This is a genomic window from Streptomyces ardesiacus (assembly GCF_003112575.1).
In the GTDB taxonomy this organism is placed as follows: Bacteria; Actinomycetota; Actinomycetes; order Streptomycetales; family Streptomycetaceae; genus Streptomyces; species Streptomyces ardesiacus.
Genome location: NZ_BEWC01000003.1, coordinates 365,594 through 379,955, shown reverse-complemented (window position 1 = coordinate 379,955; position 14,362 = coordinate 365,594). Strand labels below are relative to the sequence as shown.

Genomic DNA, 14,362 nt, shown 5'->3' with positions numbered 1-14,362 from the left:
CGCGCCCCTGGGCACGACACCTGACCGGAGGTTCCACGTGAGCGTCACCGTTCGCATCCCGACCATCCTGCGCACCTACACCGGCGGCAAGGCCGAGGTCAGTGCCGAGGGCGTCACCCTCGGCGAGGTCATCTCCGACCTGGAGAAGAACCACACCGGCATCGCCGCCCGCGTCCTGGACGACCAGGGCAAGCTGCGCCGCTTCGTCAACGTCTACGTCAACGACGACGACGTCCGCTTCGAGCAGGGCCTGGAGACCGCGACGCCGGACGGCGCGGGCGTCTCGATCATCCCGGCGGTCGCCGGCGGCTGACGCGTGCGGCGCAGACCGCCGCAGATACACCTTGTAGTGCGTATTGCCCTCTCCGTGAGAGAAACGGAGGGGGCAATTCCATGGGGTTGAGCGCGGTAGAGTTGGGGAACCCGCTCCCGATCAGCACAACGGGAACCGTTAATTCCTGCCGCCCGCCCGACAAGAAGCAGCCAAAGTGCGAGCGTGTTCTGCGGCTTTTGTTCCCTTTGCGTGCCCCGACTTGACCCGAATTCAGGCGAATTCTCGCTACATTCCGGACCGGGCGCGTCCAGATTTCTCGTCCGATTGACCTGTTGCAGACGGCAGTTGGACAGATACATTCAGCCGCGGTCGACGCGTTCCGGCGCACGCCCCCAGTCGTGGGGGGTGAGGTCTGACCCGGGTCCGCGAAGTGCGGATCTGTGCAAGGGCCAGTAATAGGGGAGTTAGGCATGGCTCAGGGCACCGTCAAGTGGTTCAACGCGGAGAAGGGGTACGGCTTCATCGCGGTCGACGGTGGTGCGGATGTTTTCGTCCACTACAGCGCGATTCAGATGGACGGCTACCGCACCCTCGAAGAAGGCCAGCGGGTCGAGTTCGAGATCTCGCAGGGTCAGAAGGGCCCGCAGGCCGACATGGTTCGCCTCAGCGCCTGAGACGCGCGGCCACCGCAGCACCCGGTCTTCATCCGAAGGGCCCGTACCCGCTGGGTACGGGCCCTTCGGCCTGTTCGCCGCCGGCCGGCGACCGCCCCTCGACGAGCCCGCTTCGCGGGCGCACCTTGCACTCGGGCATGCCGAGTGCTAATCATTGGCGTTAGCACTCTGAAGGTGAGAGTGACAACGAAGGACCGGGTCGGTGAGGCCCGCGGACCGGGTGGGGAAGGAACCACAAGGTCGGCGAGCCGTCCGTCGCGGGCGCGGGCGCGGTCCGAAGGAATCACCCCCAGTCCTGGAGGGACCACTTCACATGGCCAAGATCATCGCGTTCGACGAGGAGGCGCGGCGCGGCCTCGAGCGCGGCATGAACCAGCTCGCGGACGCCGTCAAGGTGACGCTCGGCCCCAAGGGCCGCAACGTCGTCCTCGAGAAGAAGTGGGGCGCCCCCACGATCACCAACGATGGTGTCTCCATCGCCAAGGAGATCGAGCTCGAGGACCCGTACGAGAAGATCGGCGCCGAGCTGGTCAAGGAAGTCGCCAAGAAGACGGACGACGTCGCCGGCGACGGTACGACCACCGCGACCGTTCTCGCCCAGGCCCTGGTCAAGGAAGGCCTGCGCAACGTCGCGGCCGGCGCCAACCCGATGGCCCTCAAGCGCGGTATCGAGAAGGCCGTCGAGGCCGTCTCCGCCGCCCTGCTCGAGCAGGCCAAGGATGTCGAGACCAAGGAGCAGATCGCCTCCACGGCCTCCATCTCCGCCGCCGACACCCAGATCGGCGAGCTCATCGCCGAGGCCATGGACAAGGTCGGCAAGGAAGGCGTCATCACCGTCGAGGAGTCCCAGACCTTCGGTCTGGAGCTGGAGCTCACCGAGGGTATGCGCTTCGACAAGGGCTACATCTCGGCGTACTTCGCCACCGACATGGAGCGTATGGAGGCGTCCCTCGACGACCCGTACATCCTGATCGCCAACTCCAAGATCGGCAACGTCAAGGACCTGCTGCCGCTCCTGGAGAAGGTCATGCAGTCGGGCAAGCCGCTGCTGATCATCGCCGAGGACGTCGAGGGCGAGGCCCTGTCGACCCTGGTCGTCAACAAGATCCGCGGCACCTTCAAGTCCGTGGCCGTCAAGGCCCCGGGCTTCGGCGACCGCCGCAAGGCCATGCTCGGCGACATCGCCATCCTCACCGGCGGCGAGGTCATCTCCGAGGAGGTCGGCCTCAAGCTCGAGAACGCCACGCTGGACCTGCTGGGCAGCGCGCGCAAGGTCGTCATCACCAAGGACGAGACCACGATCGTGGACGGCGCCGGCTCCGCCGACCAGGTCCAGGGCCGGGTCAACCAGATCCGCGCCGAGATCGAGAACAGCGACTCGGACTACGACCGCGAGAAGCTCCAGGAGCGCCTGGCGAAGCTGGCCGGCGGCGTGGCCGTCATCAAGGCCGGTGCCGCCACCGAGGTCGAGCTCAAGGAGCGCAAGCACCGCATCGAGGACGCCGTCCGCAACGCGAAGGCGGCCGTCGAGGAGGGCATCGTCGCCGGTGGTGGCGTGGCCCTGCTCCAGGCCTCCCAGGTCTTCGAGAAGCTGGAGCTGTCGGGCGACGAGGCGACCGGCGCCAACGCCGTGAAGCTCGCCCTGGAGGCCCCGCTGAAGCAGATCGCCGTCAACGGCGGTCTCGAGGGCGGCGTCGTCGTGGAGAAGGTCCGCAACCTGACCGTCGGCCACGGCCTGAACGCCGCTTCCGGTGAGTACGTCGACATGATCGCCGAGGGCATCATCGACCCGGCGAAGGTGACCCGTTCCGCGCTGCAGAACGCCGCCTCCATCGCCGCGCTGTTCCTCACCACCGAGGCCGTCATCGCCGACAAGCCGGAGAAGGCCGCTCCGGCGGGCGCCCCGGGCGGCATGCCGGGCGGTGACATGGACTTCTGATCGACCGGTTCCGGTTGATCGGCCGTCCCGTACGGACCGAGGGCGGCACTCCCCGAGAGGGGGGTGCCGCCCTCGGGCGTGTGCGCACCACCAACAAACAGAACCGCTCAACACCTGTCTTCTGCCAGGATGTTGTATATGAACACTGCGCACATCCGCATCGTCGCGCACGCGGGGGCCGGCGCCGACGAGAAGGAACGTGTCGAGGCTTCGAGGCAGTTGCGGGAGATGCTGCTGCGGCAACGGGTCGAGCAGGTGGTACCCGCCCGGGCCGGAAGCGCGCCGCCGGGCAGCAAAGCGGGCGACCTGGTGGCGATCGGGACCCTGATCGTCACGCTCGTCCCCGCCGTCATCGGCGCGGTGGTGGCCACCGTGCAGGCGTGGTCGGAGCGGGCGGCGGGACGCAGTGCCAGTCTGGTGCTCGGCGAGGACAGCCTGGAGCTGACCGGGCTGTCCGCGGGGCAGCAGCAGCAACTGATCGACGTCTTCCTGGAGAGGACGGCAGGGACAGCGGAACGGGATGCGTCCGATGAGCCGTCGTAGGGCCCTCCTGATCGCCACCGGGCGGTACGAGGACTCCCGGTGGAATCCGCTGGAGGCGCCCCTGCGGGACGCCGGGGAACTGGCCCGTGTCCTTCGTGACCCGGTGATCGGCGGCTACGAGGTGACCCAGGTCCTCGACCAACCGGCCTACTCGATCCAGCGGGCGCTGCAGCGGTTCTTCACCGAGGCGCAACGTGACGACGAACTGCTCGTCTATTTCTCCTGCCACGGCATCAAGGACTACGACGAGTCGCTGTACTTCGCCGGTACGGACACCCTGAAGGAGCCGGACCTCCTGGAGTCCTACGCGGTCCCCGCCGACTTCGTCAGCAGGCAGCTCCAGCGATGCCGGTCCGAGCGGAAGGTCCTCCTGCTCGACTGCTGTTTCAGCGGCGCCTTCCGGCTGGGCGCGAAGGGCGACAGCACGAGCATCGACCTCGGTGGCCCGTTCGACGGCAGTGGCACCGTGGTGATCAGCGCGACCGACGAGACGCAGCTGGCGTTCGAACTGGTCCCGGAAGGGACGGGCGGCGGCGGGCCGCTGTCCGTGTTCACCTCCGCGCTCGTCGAGGGGCTGCGGAAGGGGGTGGCCGATGCGGACGGTGACGGCCGGGTCTCCGTGCTGGACCTCTTCCGGTACGTCAGCCAGGAGATGCGCCGCGCCCATGCACGGCAGACACCGAAGCTGTGGATTCTGGACGGCGTGGGCAGCCTTGTCGTCGCACGGCGCGGACAAGGCGGTGAATGGCCGTCCGCGCCGTCACCGGCAAGACCCGACGGCCGCTCCCAAGGCCACGCGGCTCGCGCGGTGCCGGCGGGCATCGCGGTTCCGGTCGGCGGGCCCGCCGCCGAGGTGCTCGCCGGCCTGGCCCCGGTGGCACATCTCCTGGAACGCACTGTCGGACCGCGCCCACGCCCGGCGATGGTCAGCCGCGGAGACGGTTCGGTGGAACCGTTCACCGACACGGTCGTGATCGCGCGGGAAGTGGTGACACCTCCCGGCCGGGCCGCCGTAGGTGCAGGACTGGTGCGCGACCTGGTGCACAGGATGCGGCGGCAGGCCGGTGACGGCGCGGCCACCGCCGCCCTCGTGCTGCACGCGTCACTACGGCACCTGCAGCGCGCCGTGGACGCCGGCACGAGCCCGATTCTCCTGGCGCGCGCCCTCCCCGGCACCCTCCGGCGCGCGGAGACGCTCCTGGGCGAGGGGCGTCGGGTGGAGACCAAGGAGGAGATCACCCAGATCGTCGTGACCACGCTGCAGGCGTCGCGGATGGGCCGTGCGATCGCCGAGGCCCTGGACAAGGTGGGCCGGGAGGGCGTCCTCGTCGTCGAGGAGTCCCAGTCCTTCGGTATGGAAGTGGAGATCGTCGAGGGCATGGCCTTCCGGGGCGACTGCCTCTCCCCCTACTTCATCACCGACGAGGAGGCGGGCACCGCGGTCCTGGAGAAGCCCTACGTCCTCCTGCACGAGCAGGCCATCTCATCGGTCGGCTCTCTCCTCCCCCTGGTGCAGAAGGTGAAGGCCACCGGTGCCCCCCTGCTGGTGGTGGCCGGGGATGTCGAGGCCGAGGTGCTGTCGATGCTGGTCGTCAACAACACGAAGGGCGCCTTCACCTCTGTCGCCGTCCAGGGCCCCCACCGCGGACCGCGGGGCAGCCTCGCCCTGCTGGGCGACCTCGCCGTTGTCACAGGAGGGGAGGTGATCACCGAGAGGGTCGGTCTCACGCTGGAGAGGACCGGGCTGGACCTGCTCGGCCGTGCTCGCCGAGTGGTCGTGACCAAGGAAGGTACGACGGTCATCGGCGGGGCCGGCTCCAGCGAACAGGTGGTCAGCCGCGTCGGTCAGATTCGGACCCAGATCGAGAACAGCGACGCCGAGGACGCCCGGGACCGGCTCCGCGAGAGGTTGGCCCGACTCGCCGGCGGGGTGGCGATCGTCCGCGCGGGGGCTCCCACCCAAGCCGAACGCGAGCAGCAGGCGGACACCTTGCGCCTCGCGACCCGGCTGGCCAAGGCCGCGGTAACGGAGGGCGTCGTACCGGGCGCGGCTGCCGCGCTCGCTGCCGTCGGCGGCCATCTCGCCACGCAGGACGACTCCGGTCCCGGCACGGGTGCGGCGGGCGCGGCCGCCGATGCCCTGGACCACGCTCTGGCCCACGGACTCGTAGAGCCCTTGCGGGTCCTGGCCGACAGCAGTGGGGCCCCGGACGCCGCGGCCGTGGTCGCCACCGTCCAGGCGGCCTGGCCGGAGCGTACCTACGACGCGGCGTCAGGCACCTGCGCCGAGGCGTCGACGGCGGGGATCTGGGACCCGGTGACCGTCCCCCGCACGGTCCTGCGGGAAGTCGCCCGTTCCATCGACGAGTACCTGTCCGTCATCTAGCGCTCCGAGCACCGGCGGGACCTCGGCCGGGTAGCTGGCACCAAGGCCCCACACCCGCCCAACCCGGAGGAGGTATGCGGGTCAGAGCGCCGGTAGTCCAGCTGTGAGGCGGGTCATGGGCGGTGCACGGCCGGAATGCGCGGGGGAGCCGCTCGGTTGTTGCCGGTGTCTGCATGCGCATGCACATACTGACCGGTACCCACCTCAGGAGCCCCCACGTGACCGTCACCCCCGCCGAGGCCGCCACCCGCGCCGCCCAACTCCTCGCCCGCCCGGCCACCATCAACGGCCTCACTGTGCCAAACCGCATCGCGATGGCGCCGATGACCCGGATGTTCTCCCCGGGCGGCGTCCCCGGCGAGGACGTGGTCTCCTACTACGCCCGCCGCGCCGCCGCCGGAGTGGGACTGATCGTCACCGAGGGCACCTACGTCGGCCACGACTCGGCAGGGCAGAGCGACCGCGTCCCGCGCTTCCACGGCGCGGAGCAGCTCGCCGGATGGGCGAAGGTTGCCGAGGCGGTGCACGCGGGCGGCGGCACGATCGTGCCGCAGCTGTGGCACATCGGCATGGTCCGCAAGGCCGGGGACCAGCCCTTCCCGGACGCCCCCGCCGTCGGCCCGTCCGGCCTGCGCATCGGCGAGGACGAGCCCACCGGGAAGGCCATGACCCAGCGCGACCTGGACGACGTCGTCGGCGCCTTCGCCGAGGCCGCCGCGGCCGCCGAGCGCATCGGCTTCGACGGCGTGGAGATCCACGGCGCCCACGGCTACCTCGTCGACCAGTTCCTGTGGTCCGGCACCAACCGCCGCACCGACGCCTACGGCGGCGACCCGGTCGCCCGGACGAAGTTCGCCGCCGAGATCGTGGCCGCCGTACGGGAGACCGTCTCCGCCGACTTCCCGGTGATCTTCCGCTACTCCCAGTGGAAGCAGGAGGCGTACGACGCCCGCCTCGCCGAGACCCCCGAGGAGCTGGAGGCCATCCTCACCCCGCTTGCCGCGGCCGGTGTCGACGCCTTCCACGCCTCCACCCGCCGCTACTGGCTGCCCGAGTTCGAGGACTCGGACCTCAACCTCGCCGGCTGGACCAAGAAGCTCACCGGCAAGACCGCCATCACGGTCGGCTCGGTCGGCCTCGACGGCGACTTCACCAAGGCCTTCCAGGGCGAGGGCGCCCCCGTCCGCGGCCTCGACAACCTCCTCGACCGCCTGGAGCGCGACGAGTTCGACCTCGTCGCCGTCGGCCGCGCGCTGCTCCACGACCCGCGGTGGGCCGACAAGGTCCTCGGCGGCCGCTTCGACGAACTCGCCCCGTACGACGCGGCATCGCTGAAGACCCTCAGCTGACCGCGGTGCGCACCACCGCGTAGGGTCCGGAGGATGACGATCCCTGGACCTGCCGAGTCAGCGGAACCCGTGGTGCGCACCTCCTCCGGCGCGGTGCGCGGCCGAACCGAGGACGGCCTGACCGTCTTCCGCGGCATCCCCTTCGCCCAGCCCCCGGTGGGGGACGCCCGCTTCGCCGCCCCGCGCCGCCCCCGCCCCTGGGACGGCATACGCGACGCGTACGCCTTCGGCCCGCCGCCCCCGCAGGACCTCGGCGTCCCCGATCCCCCGGCCGTCCCCGAGGGCGACGACTGGCTGACGGTCAACGTCTGGACCCCCGCGCCCGACCCGGCCGCCCACCGCCCGGTCATGGTCTGGATCTACGGCGGCGCCTACAAGATGGGCCACTCCGGCAACCCCGCCTACGACGCCCGCCGCATCGCCGCCGACGGCGACCTCGTCGTCGTCACCCTCAACTACCGCATCGGCATGGAGGGTTTCGCCCACATCGAGGGCGCCCCCGCCAACCGGGGCCTGCTCGACCAGATCGCGGCGCTGGCCTGGGTGCAGGAGAACATCGCCGCGTTCGGCGGCGACCCCGGGCAGGTCACGGTCTTCGGTGAGTCGGCCGGCGCCGGTTCCGTGGCCTCGCTGCTGGCGATGCCCCGCGCGGCCGGACTCTTCCGGCGAGCCGTCGCCCAGAGCGTGCCGGGCACGTTCTTCTCCCCGGAACTCGCCGCCGATATCGGTACCGCCCTCGCCGCCGAGCTGGGCCTGCGCCCGACCGTCGAAGACCTCGCGGAGGTCACTCCGGACCAGCTCGTCAAGGCGGGCCAGGCCCTCGCCCCGAAGATGCCCGGCAACGTCGCCCGCTGGGGGCAGGCGGCGCCCACGATCACCCCGTACGCGCCCGTCGTGGACGGCGAGTTCCTGCCGGTCACGCCCTGGCAGGCGCTGGCCTCCCGCGCCGCTCGCGACGTCGACCTGATCGTCGGTCACAACCGCGACGAGAACCGGCTGTTCACCGCGATGTCGGGCAAGCTCGGCCAGATCGGCGAGGACCGCGCGACCGCCGCCTTGCGCCTGTACGCCCCGGGGGGCGAGGCCGCCTACCGCGCCGCGTTCCCCGGGGACTCGGCCAATGATCTCTACGAACGCGTCCAGACCGACTGGCTCTTCGCCATGCCGTCCCTGCACCTGGCCGAGGCCCACCTCGCGGGCGGTGGCCGGGCGTACTTCTACGAACTCACCTGGCCCGCCCCCGCCTTCGACGGCGCCCTGGGCGCCTGCCACGCCCTGGACATCCCGCTCCTCTTCGGCACCTTCCAGGAGAGCCTCGCGCTGCTCCAGTTCGGCGGCGCGGAGCCGTCCGAGGAGGCGCTGGCCCTGTCGTCCCGCTTCCGCGCCGCCTGGACGGCCTTTGCCCGCACCGGCGACCCGGGCTGGCCCGCGTACGACACGCAGCAGCGTCTCGTGCGGGTCTTCGACGCCGAGCCGACCGTCGCGCCGTACCCGGAGGAGACCTCCCGGCGCCTGTGGGAGGGGTACGAGTTCACGCCGCTGCCGCTGGCGGGACTCGAGGCGTGAGCTTCCGGGGTCTCCTGCTCGGCCTGTTCGTCGTGCCGGTCGTCGTCGGCGGGTACTTCCTCACCCAGGCGGCGACCACCGACGGCACCCCGCAGTGCGACGGCATCATCGAGGAGTACGGAGACCAGGAGCGCTCCGGGCCCATGAAGCCGGGGGAGACGTGCGACCTGTACGACTTCGCCGACGGCCGCTCGGCGGGCACGCGGACGTACGAGCAGCAGCGGAAGGCGCAGGACGCGGACGCGGGGCGGGACTACTGGACCGGCGGCCTGTGGCTGGCGTACGGCGTGGCGGGGCTGACCGTGGTCACCGCCCACCTCGCCCGGAAGCGCCGCGGCTGAGGCTCTCGATGAACGCGGTCCAGGCATCGGCCCGGAAGGAAAGTTCCGGGCCGTGGGGATCCTTGGAGTCGCGGACTGGGACAGCGGTCGGGTGACCCGTCGCTATTTCGACGCAGTCGGCGCCGTCGCCTCCGCTGTAGCTGGAGCTGTGCCATTTACGGGTGTGGTTCTCCATGCTCGTAATCCTGCGCCACCGACTCGATCAGTACCAAGGACTCCCGGGGGGAGAGAGCGCCAGCCCTGACTAGGTCGAACGTCAACTTATGCCGAGTCACGGTCGGGGGACCGTCTGTCAGGTGTCCCATGCCGACGCCCTCGACGTAGGCGAAGGGAGCGGAATCGGAGAAGTACATGAGCTTGATGCCGCTCACCAGGGCCCCGACCTCGCCGGCGCTGAATGGCAGGACCTGCATGATGATCCGGTGGCGGCGGACGAGGGCGGCAATGTGGCACAGGGCCTCTGCCATGACCTGTGGGCTGCTCACCTTGCGCCGCAGGGCGGCTTCGTCGAGCACCGTCCACAACATGGGGGTTGCTGGATGGTCGAGGAGCCGACCGCGTGCGATGCGATCTGCTACTGATTCGTCGACCTTCTCTCTCGGCGCCGTCGGCTCGTAAGCGCGGAACAGCGCCTGTGTGTAGCCCGGCGTTTACAGCAGTCCGGGGATCAGCGTGGGTGTGTACTGCTTGATCGAGACAGCACGGGACTCGGCTTCCACTGCCTCGGCGAAGTGGGTCGGGTAGCTGGACTTGGCGGAAACCCCGCAGTTGCGCCGGAAGAAATCCTCCGTGCCCAGGACGTCGTCCAGTAGCCGTGCGTACTCCGGCTGTATTCGGCGCGTGCCGGACTCCAGCTGTCCGATGAACGAACCGCTGACGAACAGGCGCGCGCCCAACTCCTCCTGGCTCAGGCCGGACTTCTCGCGGGCGTGGCGCAGCTCGGCGCCGAGGAGGGTGCGGGGGGACGAGGACGGGTCGAGGTCTTTCGGTCCTGGCATGGTGACGGAACTCCCGGTCGCACAGCAGGGGTTGTTGGAGCGCCCTGTATGGCCAGGTTAGGGGCGGAACGGACACGCTGTGTCGCGAATCACGAACTCAGCGTGGAGGTGAGGAAGGGTGCGGTCGACCGAGGAAGTCGTCGAATCCCTGCGCCAGGCCCTCGTGGGCGCCGGTGTCGTACTGCCGTCCCTGTGCGTCGATCCGGTGACCGGCGCGAGTGGCGAGCCGTTCGCCCTGGTCGACCTGGGGCGGTGCAACGTACGGGTCGCGGAGCGGCTGGCGTCGGTGGTGCGGGGCGAGCGTCCGGCCGTCGGCACGCATGCCGTGGACGCGAGGGACGGGCGGGTGGGGGAGGTGATGGGGCACGTGGGCGGCAGGGTGCAGATGCGGCCGGTCGCCGGGGGCCGGGAGTGGGACTGCCCGCGGGCGTCGGTGACCGTGGCGCGGCCCGAGGAGGTGCTGAAGGCGCGGCTGCGCAGGACGAACCACGAGAGCGTGCGGCCCTAGGAGCGGGTCAGGCGGGTGGCCAGTTGCGCAGGGCCGCGTCGGCCACCCGCTGGAGTTCCTCCCGGGCGGCGCCCCCGGTGGCCTGCACGGAGATGCCGTTGGCGAACGTCATCAGGTAACGGGCGACGTGCAGCGGGTCGGTGCCGGGCGGCAGGTCGCCGTCGTCCACGGCCTGCCGGAACCGGTCGCGGAGCTGGGCGACGCCCCCCTCGCGCCAGCCCGCGAGCAGGTCCCGGGCGGAGCGTCCCGTCTCGCCGGAGGCGAGGGAGCCCTGGACGCCCAGGCACCCGGCCGGGCAGTCGGGGCGGGTGCTGACCTCCACGGCGCCGCTCAGGAACGCGGTGGCCACTTCGCGGGCGGTGGGCTTGCGCACGGCGCGGGCGACGTAGGAGGCGGGGCCTTCCTCGTAGCGTTCGAGCGCCTTGCGGAACAGGTCCTCCTTGTTGCCGAAGGCCGCGTACATGCTGGTGCGGGTGATGCCCATGGCGCTGGTGAGGTCGGTGAGGCTGGCGCCCTCATAGCCCTGCTCCCAGAAGACCCGCATGGCCTTCTCCAGGGCCTCGTCGGCGTCGAAGCCCCTCGGCCGGCCGATCGATCCCTTCCGTCGCGTCTCCATGGTCCTCAGTCTACGGCTTACGTATCGATCGGTACGGATGTGCTACGGTCGCTTTCAGTATCGATCGGTACTGAATGTCATCGGAGGTCATTCACCATGGGACAGCTCGAAGGCAAGACGGCCGTCGTCACCGGCGGCGGCACGGGAATCGGTCTGGCCAGTGCCGTGCGGCTGGCGGACGAGGGGGCGCACGTGTTCATCACCGGGCGGCGCGCGTCCGCGCTGGACGCGGCCGTGGAGATCATCGGCGCGGAGCGGGTCACGGCGGTGGCCGGCGACGTCTCGGACCCGGCCGACCTGGACCGGCTCTACGAAGCGGTCCGCGCCCGCGGCCGGGGGCTCGACGTGGTCTTCGCCAACGCGGCGACCGCCTCGCTCGTGCCGCTGGAGGAGATCACCGAGGAGCGGTTCGACGAGATCTTCGGCGTCAATGTGCGGGGCACGCTCTTCACCGTCCAGAAGGCGCTGCCGCTGCTCAACGACGGCGCCTCGGTGATCCTCAACGCCTCCACCGCCGCGGACAACGGCGCGGAGGCGTTCAGCCTGTACGCCGCCTCCAAGGCCGCCGTCCGGACCTTCGCGCGGGGCTGGGCCAACGAACTCAAGGGCCGCGGCGTCCGGGTCAACGCGATCTCCCCGGGCCCGGTCGACACCCCCGGGATCACCAACCTCTTCGCCGGGCAGGACGCGTCCTCGGCACGGGACAAGCTCGCCGGGGACACGGCGGTGGGGCGGATGGGGCGCCCCGAGGAGGTCGCCGCGGTGGTGGCCTTCCTCGCCTCGGACCAGAGCAGCTTCGTCCTCGGCGCCAACTGGTACGTCGACGGCGGCGAGAACCAGATCTGACCCGGCGGAGGGTCAGCCCCGGTCCGGTCCGTCCGGCGCCACGATCCGCTCGACCGCCGCCGCCACCAGCTCGTCGCGCTCGGCCGGGGTGAACACGTCCGGCAGGGTGAGCTGTTCGACGACCAGCCAGTTGAGGGCCAGGTAGAGCAGCTTGACGGCCATCGCGTCGCCGGGGAGGCCGGAGGCCTCGTGGTAGGCCACGTTGGCGGCGACGTCCTCGCGGATGCGTGCGGTCAGCACCGCGCGCAGGCCGGGGCGCCGGGTGGCCTCCAGGCGCAGTTCCAGCAGGGCGAGGTACCCGGTGCGGAACGAGGTGATGCGCTCGACCAGTTCACGCATCAGCTGCACGTAGGTGTCCCGGTCGCGGCCGGCGACGCGCTGCCGGGCGAGGGTGGCCTCGTCGGGGCGCAGCCGCTCGTAGACGCGGGCGCCCGCCTGGGTGAGCAGGTCGTCGCGGTTGGCGAAGTAGTTGGACGCGGTGCCCGCCGGCACGGCGGCCTCCGTGTCCACCGCCCGGAAGGTCAGCCCCCGGGCCCCCTGCGCGGCCAGCACCTCGATCGCGGCGTCGACGAGGGCGGCGCGGCGCTGGTCGTTCCGTCTCACCATGTTCCGGCTCCCGACAGCTTCCTCAGGCCACTGGCATCAGACCACTGCGCCCAGAGTACTACGGTCGGAGTGTCGTGGCGGCGGCTCAGAGCCCGCCCATCGGTTCGATGTCCACCCGTACCGGCGTGCCCCACACCCGCAGGACCTCGTAGTCGGTGAACTCGTGGACGATCCGGTACGCCATCGCGGCGTGCGGGCCGCGCAGTTGGGCCGCGACGTACAGTTCGGCCTCGCGGCGGTCGCGGCGCGGGGTGCCGCACAGCTGCCACGCCTGGCCGTTCCACAGCTCGGGCAGCCAGCGCTGCTGGGGCTGCGGCCGGTCGCCCCGGACGCCGTACCGGGACGGGACCGGTTCGGCGGGCCGGGGCGGCACCGGGCCGCCGCCGTACTCGGCACGGCGGGCCGTGCGGCGGCGGGTCTCGCACAGCAGGCACAGGTCGGGGGCGGCCTGGTCGACCGGGCCGTTCGGGTGCTCGGGGCAGCGGGTGCTGGGGGCCGCCGTCGTGACGCTCTCCTCCAGGTGGTCCAGCGCGCGCTTCAGGTCCGCGCGGACCTCGTGCAGCTTGGCCTCGGGCGTGTCGGCGGTCAGGGCCTCGCCGTGCTCACCGAGGAGGCGCAGGGCGCGGCCCAGGGCGGTCAGCTGGGCGTGGTTCATGGTCCTCAGAATCGCACACCGCGCCGACGGCCCGGGACGGTCAGCCGTGCGCCGTCGCCAGGGCCGTCCGCAGGTGCCCGTCGGACTCCCGGAGCAGACGCGCGGCCGTCGGCCCGTCCACGTCGGCCAGCAGGACCAGGATCGCGTCCTTGACCTCGCCGCCGGTCGCCGTCAGGGCGCGCTCGACGTCGTCGTCGGCGGCGCCGGTGGCGAGCGCGACGATGCGGCGCGAGCGGGCGCGCAGCTTCTCGTTGGAGGCGCGGACGTCGACCATCAGGTTCCCGTACGTCTTGCCGAGCCGGATCATGGTGATCGTCGACAGCATGTTCAGAACCAGCTTCTGCGCCGTGCCCGCCTTCAGCCGGGTGGACCCGGTGAGCAGCTCGGGCCCGGTGACCACCTCGATGCCGTGCTCGGCGGCGGCGGCGAGCGCGCTGCCCCGGTTGCAGGCGAGGCCCACGGTCAGGGCGCCGAGCGAGCGGGCGTACTCGACGGCGCCGACCGCGTACGGCGTGCGCCCGGAGGCGGAGACGCCGACCACCGTGTCGTCGGCGGTCAGCGCGAGGGCGTCCAGGTCGGCGCGGGCCAGCTCCGGGGAGTCCTCGGCGCCCTCGACGGACGTGACCATGGCGTCCGGGCCGCCCGCGATCAGGCCGACGACCTGTCCCGGGGCGGTGTTGAAGGTGGGCGGGCACTCCGAGGCGTCCAGCACGCCGAGCCGGCCGGCCGTACCGGCGCCCGCGTAGACCAGCCGCCCGCCGCGTGCCATCCGGGCGGCCACGGCGTCGACGGCGGCGGCGATCTCGGGCAGCCGCTCGGCGACGGCGGCGGGCACGGCGGTGTCCTCGCCGTTCATCAGCCGCGCGATGTCGAGCGTGGGCATCCGGTCGATCTCGGCCAGCTCGGGCCGGAACGCCTCGGTGGTCAACGTCTCCAACTGGGAACGCAGGTCGGGGTGATGGGGGGTGGAGGTCATGGGGGTATGGCTCTTTCCGGTGACGTGTGGATGCCGGGTGGTGCGAGGCTCCAGGGGGCGCGGGGCTGTATCGATGTGCGGCTCC

Annotated in this window: 15 protein-coding genes and 1 pseudogene; 10 read left to right on the top strand and 6 right to left on the bottom strand. The window is 71.3% G+C overall.

All coding sequences use genetic code 11. From position 1 onward, the window contains the following. Positions 1-37 precede the first annotated feature (37 nt). The 8 genes from Sdi02f_RS14590 to Sdi02f_RS14555 all read left to right on the top strand — a co-directional run bounded on the left by Sdi02f_RS14590 (position 38) and on the right by Sdi02f_RS14555 (position 9,072). On the top strand, positions 38-313 hold the full coding sequence (locus Sdi02f_RS14590) for a MoaD/ThiS family protein (protein ID WP_030399381.1): 276 nt from the start codon (positions 38-40) through the stop codon (positions 311-313). Positions 314-744: 431 nt separating this feature from the next. Then, a complete protein-coding gene (locus Sdi02f_RS14585) occupies positions 745-948 on the top strand; it encodes a cold-shock protein (RefSeq protein ID WP_004929928.1) in 204 nt (67 codons plus the stop codon). Positions 949-1,261: 313 nt separating this feature from the next. Further along, positions 1,262-2,887 carry a chaperonin GroEL gene (gene groL / locus Sdi02f_RS14580; protein WP_030399380.1) on the top strand — a complete coding sequence of 542 codons (1,626 nt, stop codon included), beginning with the start codon at positions 1,262-1,264 and terminating at the stop codon, positions 2,885-2,887. Between the two features lie 138 nt (positions 2,888-3,025). Then, positions 3,026-3,430, top strand: a complete 405-nt coding sequence (locus Sdi02f_RS14575) for a hypothetical protein (protein WP_108933388.1) — start codon at positions 3,026-3,028, stop codon at positions 3,428-3,430. Beyond that, positions 3,417-5,816 (top strand): chaperonin GroEL, encoded by a 2,400-nt coding sequence (groEL, locus tag Sdi02f_RS14570; RefSeq protein WP_159107650.1) that lies wholly within the window; start codon positions 3,417-3,419, stop codon positions 5,814-5,816. Before Sdi02f_RS14575 ends, groEL begins: the two co-directional genes overlap by 14 nt. A gap of 218 nt (positions 5,817-6,034) precedes the next feature. Further along, complete coding sequence (locus tag Sdi02f_RS14565) at positions 6,035-7,165, top strand: NADH:flavin oxidoreductase (protein WP_108933386.1); 1,131 nt, start codon at positions 6,035-6,037, stop codon at positions 7,163-7,165. Between the two features lie 33 nt (positions 7,166-7,198). Continuing rightward, positions 7,199-8,731, top strand: a complete 1,533-nt coding sequence (locus tag Sdi02f_RS14560; RefSeq protein WP_108933385.1) for a carboxylesterase/lipase family protein — start codon at positions 7,199-7,201, stop codon at positions 8,729-8,731. After that, positions 8,728-9,072 carry a hypothetical protein gene (locus Sdi02f_RS14555; RefSeq protein ID WP_108933384.1) on the top strand — a complete coding sequence of 115 codons (345 nt, stop codon included), beginning with the start codon at positions 8,728-8,730 and terminating at the stop codon, positions 9,070-9,072. The genes Sdi02f_RS14560 and Sdi02f_RS14555 overlap by 4 nt, the downstream gene beginning before the upstream one ends. Here the strand turns inward: Sdi02f_RS14555 and Sdi02f_RS14550 are convergent. After that, positions 9,038-9,247, bottom strand: a complete 210-nt coding sequence (locus Sdi02f_RS14550; protein WP_037800554.1) for a DUF397 domain-containing protein — start codon at positions 9,245-9,247, stop codon at positions 9,038-9,040. The two genes, Sdi02f_RS14555 and Sdi02f_RS14550, sit on opposite strands and share 35 nt — an antisense overlap. Then, positions 9,228-10,070: pseudogene (locus tag Sdi02f_RS14545) on the bottom strand (helix-turn-helix domain-containing protein). The gene Sdi02f_RS14550 and the pseudogene Sdi02f_RS14545 overlap by 20 nt, the downstream one beginning before the upstream one ends. A gap of 118 nt (positions 10,071-10,188) precedes the next feature. On the opposite strand from Sdi02f_RS14545, the gene Sdi02f_RS14540 reads away from it, so the two are divergent. Beyond that, complete coding sequence (locus Sdi02f_RS14540) at positions 10,189-10,578, top strand: hypothetical protein (protein ID WP_108933383.1); 390 nt, start codon at positions 10,189-10,191, stop codon at positions 10,576-10,578. A gap of 7 nt (positions 10,579-10,585) precedes the next feature. Here Sdi02f_RS14540 and Sdi02f_RS14535 read toward each other — a convergent pair whose 3' ends face one another. Beyond that, positions 10,586-11,194, bottom strand: coding sequence for a TetR/AcrR family transcriptional regulator (locus tag Sdi02f_RS14535; RefSeq protein WP_108933382.1), 609 nt, complete (start codon positions 11,192-11,194; stop codon positions 10,586-10,588). Positions 11,195-11,290: 96 nt separating this feature from the next. On the opposite strand from Sdi02f_RS14535, the gene Sdi02f_RS14530 reads away from it, so the two are divergent. Further along, on the top strand, positions 11,291-12,040 hold the full coding sequence (locus Sdi02f_RS14530; protein WP_108933381.1) for an SDR family NAD(P)-dependent oxidoreductase: 750 nt from the start codon (positions 11,291-11,293) through the stop codon (positions 12,038-12,040). Between the two features lie 12 nt (positions 12,041-12,052). Here the strand turns inward: Sdi02f_RS14530 and Sdi02f_RS14525 are convergent, their stop codons facing one another. The 3 genes from Sdi02f_RS14525 to murQ form a co-directional block, all read right to left on the bottom strand. After that, positions 12,053-12,646 (bottom strand): TetR/AcrR family transcriptional regulator, encoded by a 594-nt coding sequence (locus Sdi02f_RS14525; RefSeq protein ID WP_031186116.1) that lies wholly within the window; start codon positions 12,644-12,646, stop codon positions 12,053-12,055. 85 nt (positions 12,647-12,731) lie between these two features. Continuing rightward, complete coding sequence (locus Sdi02f_RS14520; protein WP_030399371.1) at positions 12,732-13,301, bottom strand: hypothetical protein; 570 nt, start codon at positions 13,299-13,301, stop codon at positions 12,732-12,734. Between the two features lie 40 nt (positions 13,302-13,341). Then, positions 13,342-14,277 carry an N-acetylmuramic acid 6-phosphate etherase gene (gene murQ / locus Sdi02f_RS14515; protein ID WP_030399370.1) on the bottom strand — a complete coding sequence of 312 codons (936 nt, stop codon included), beginning with the start codon at positions 14,275-14,277 and terminating at the stop codon, positions 13,342-13,344. Positions 14,278-14,362 lie beyond the last annotated feature (85 nt).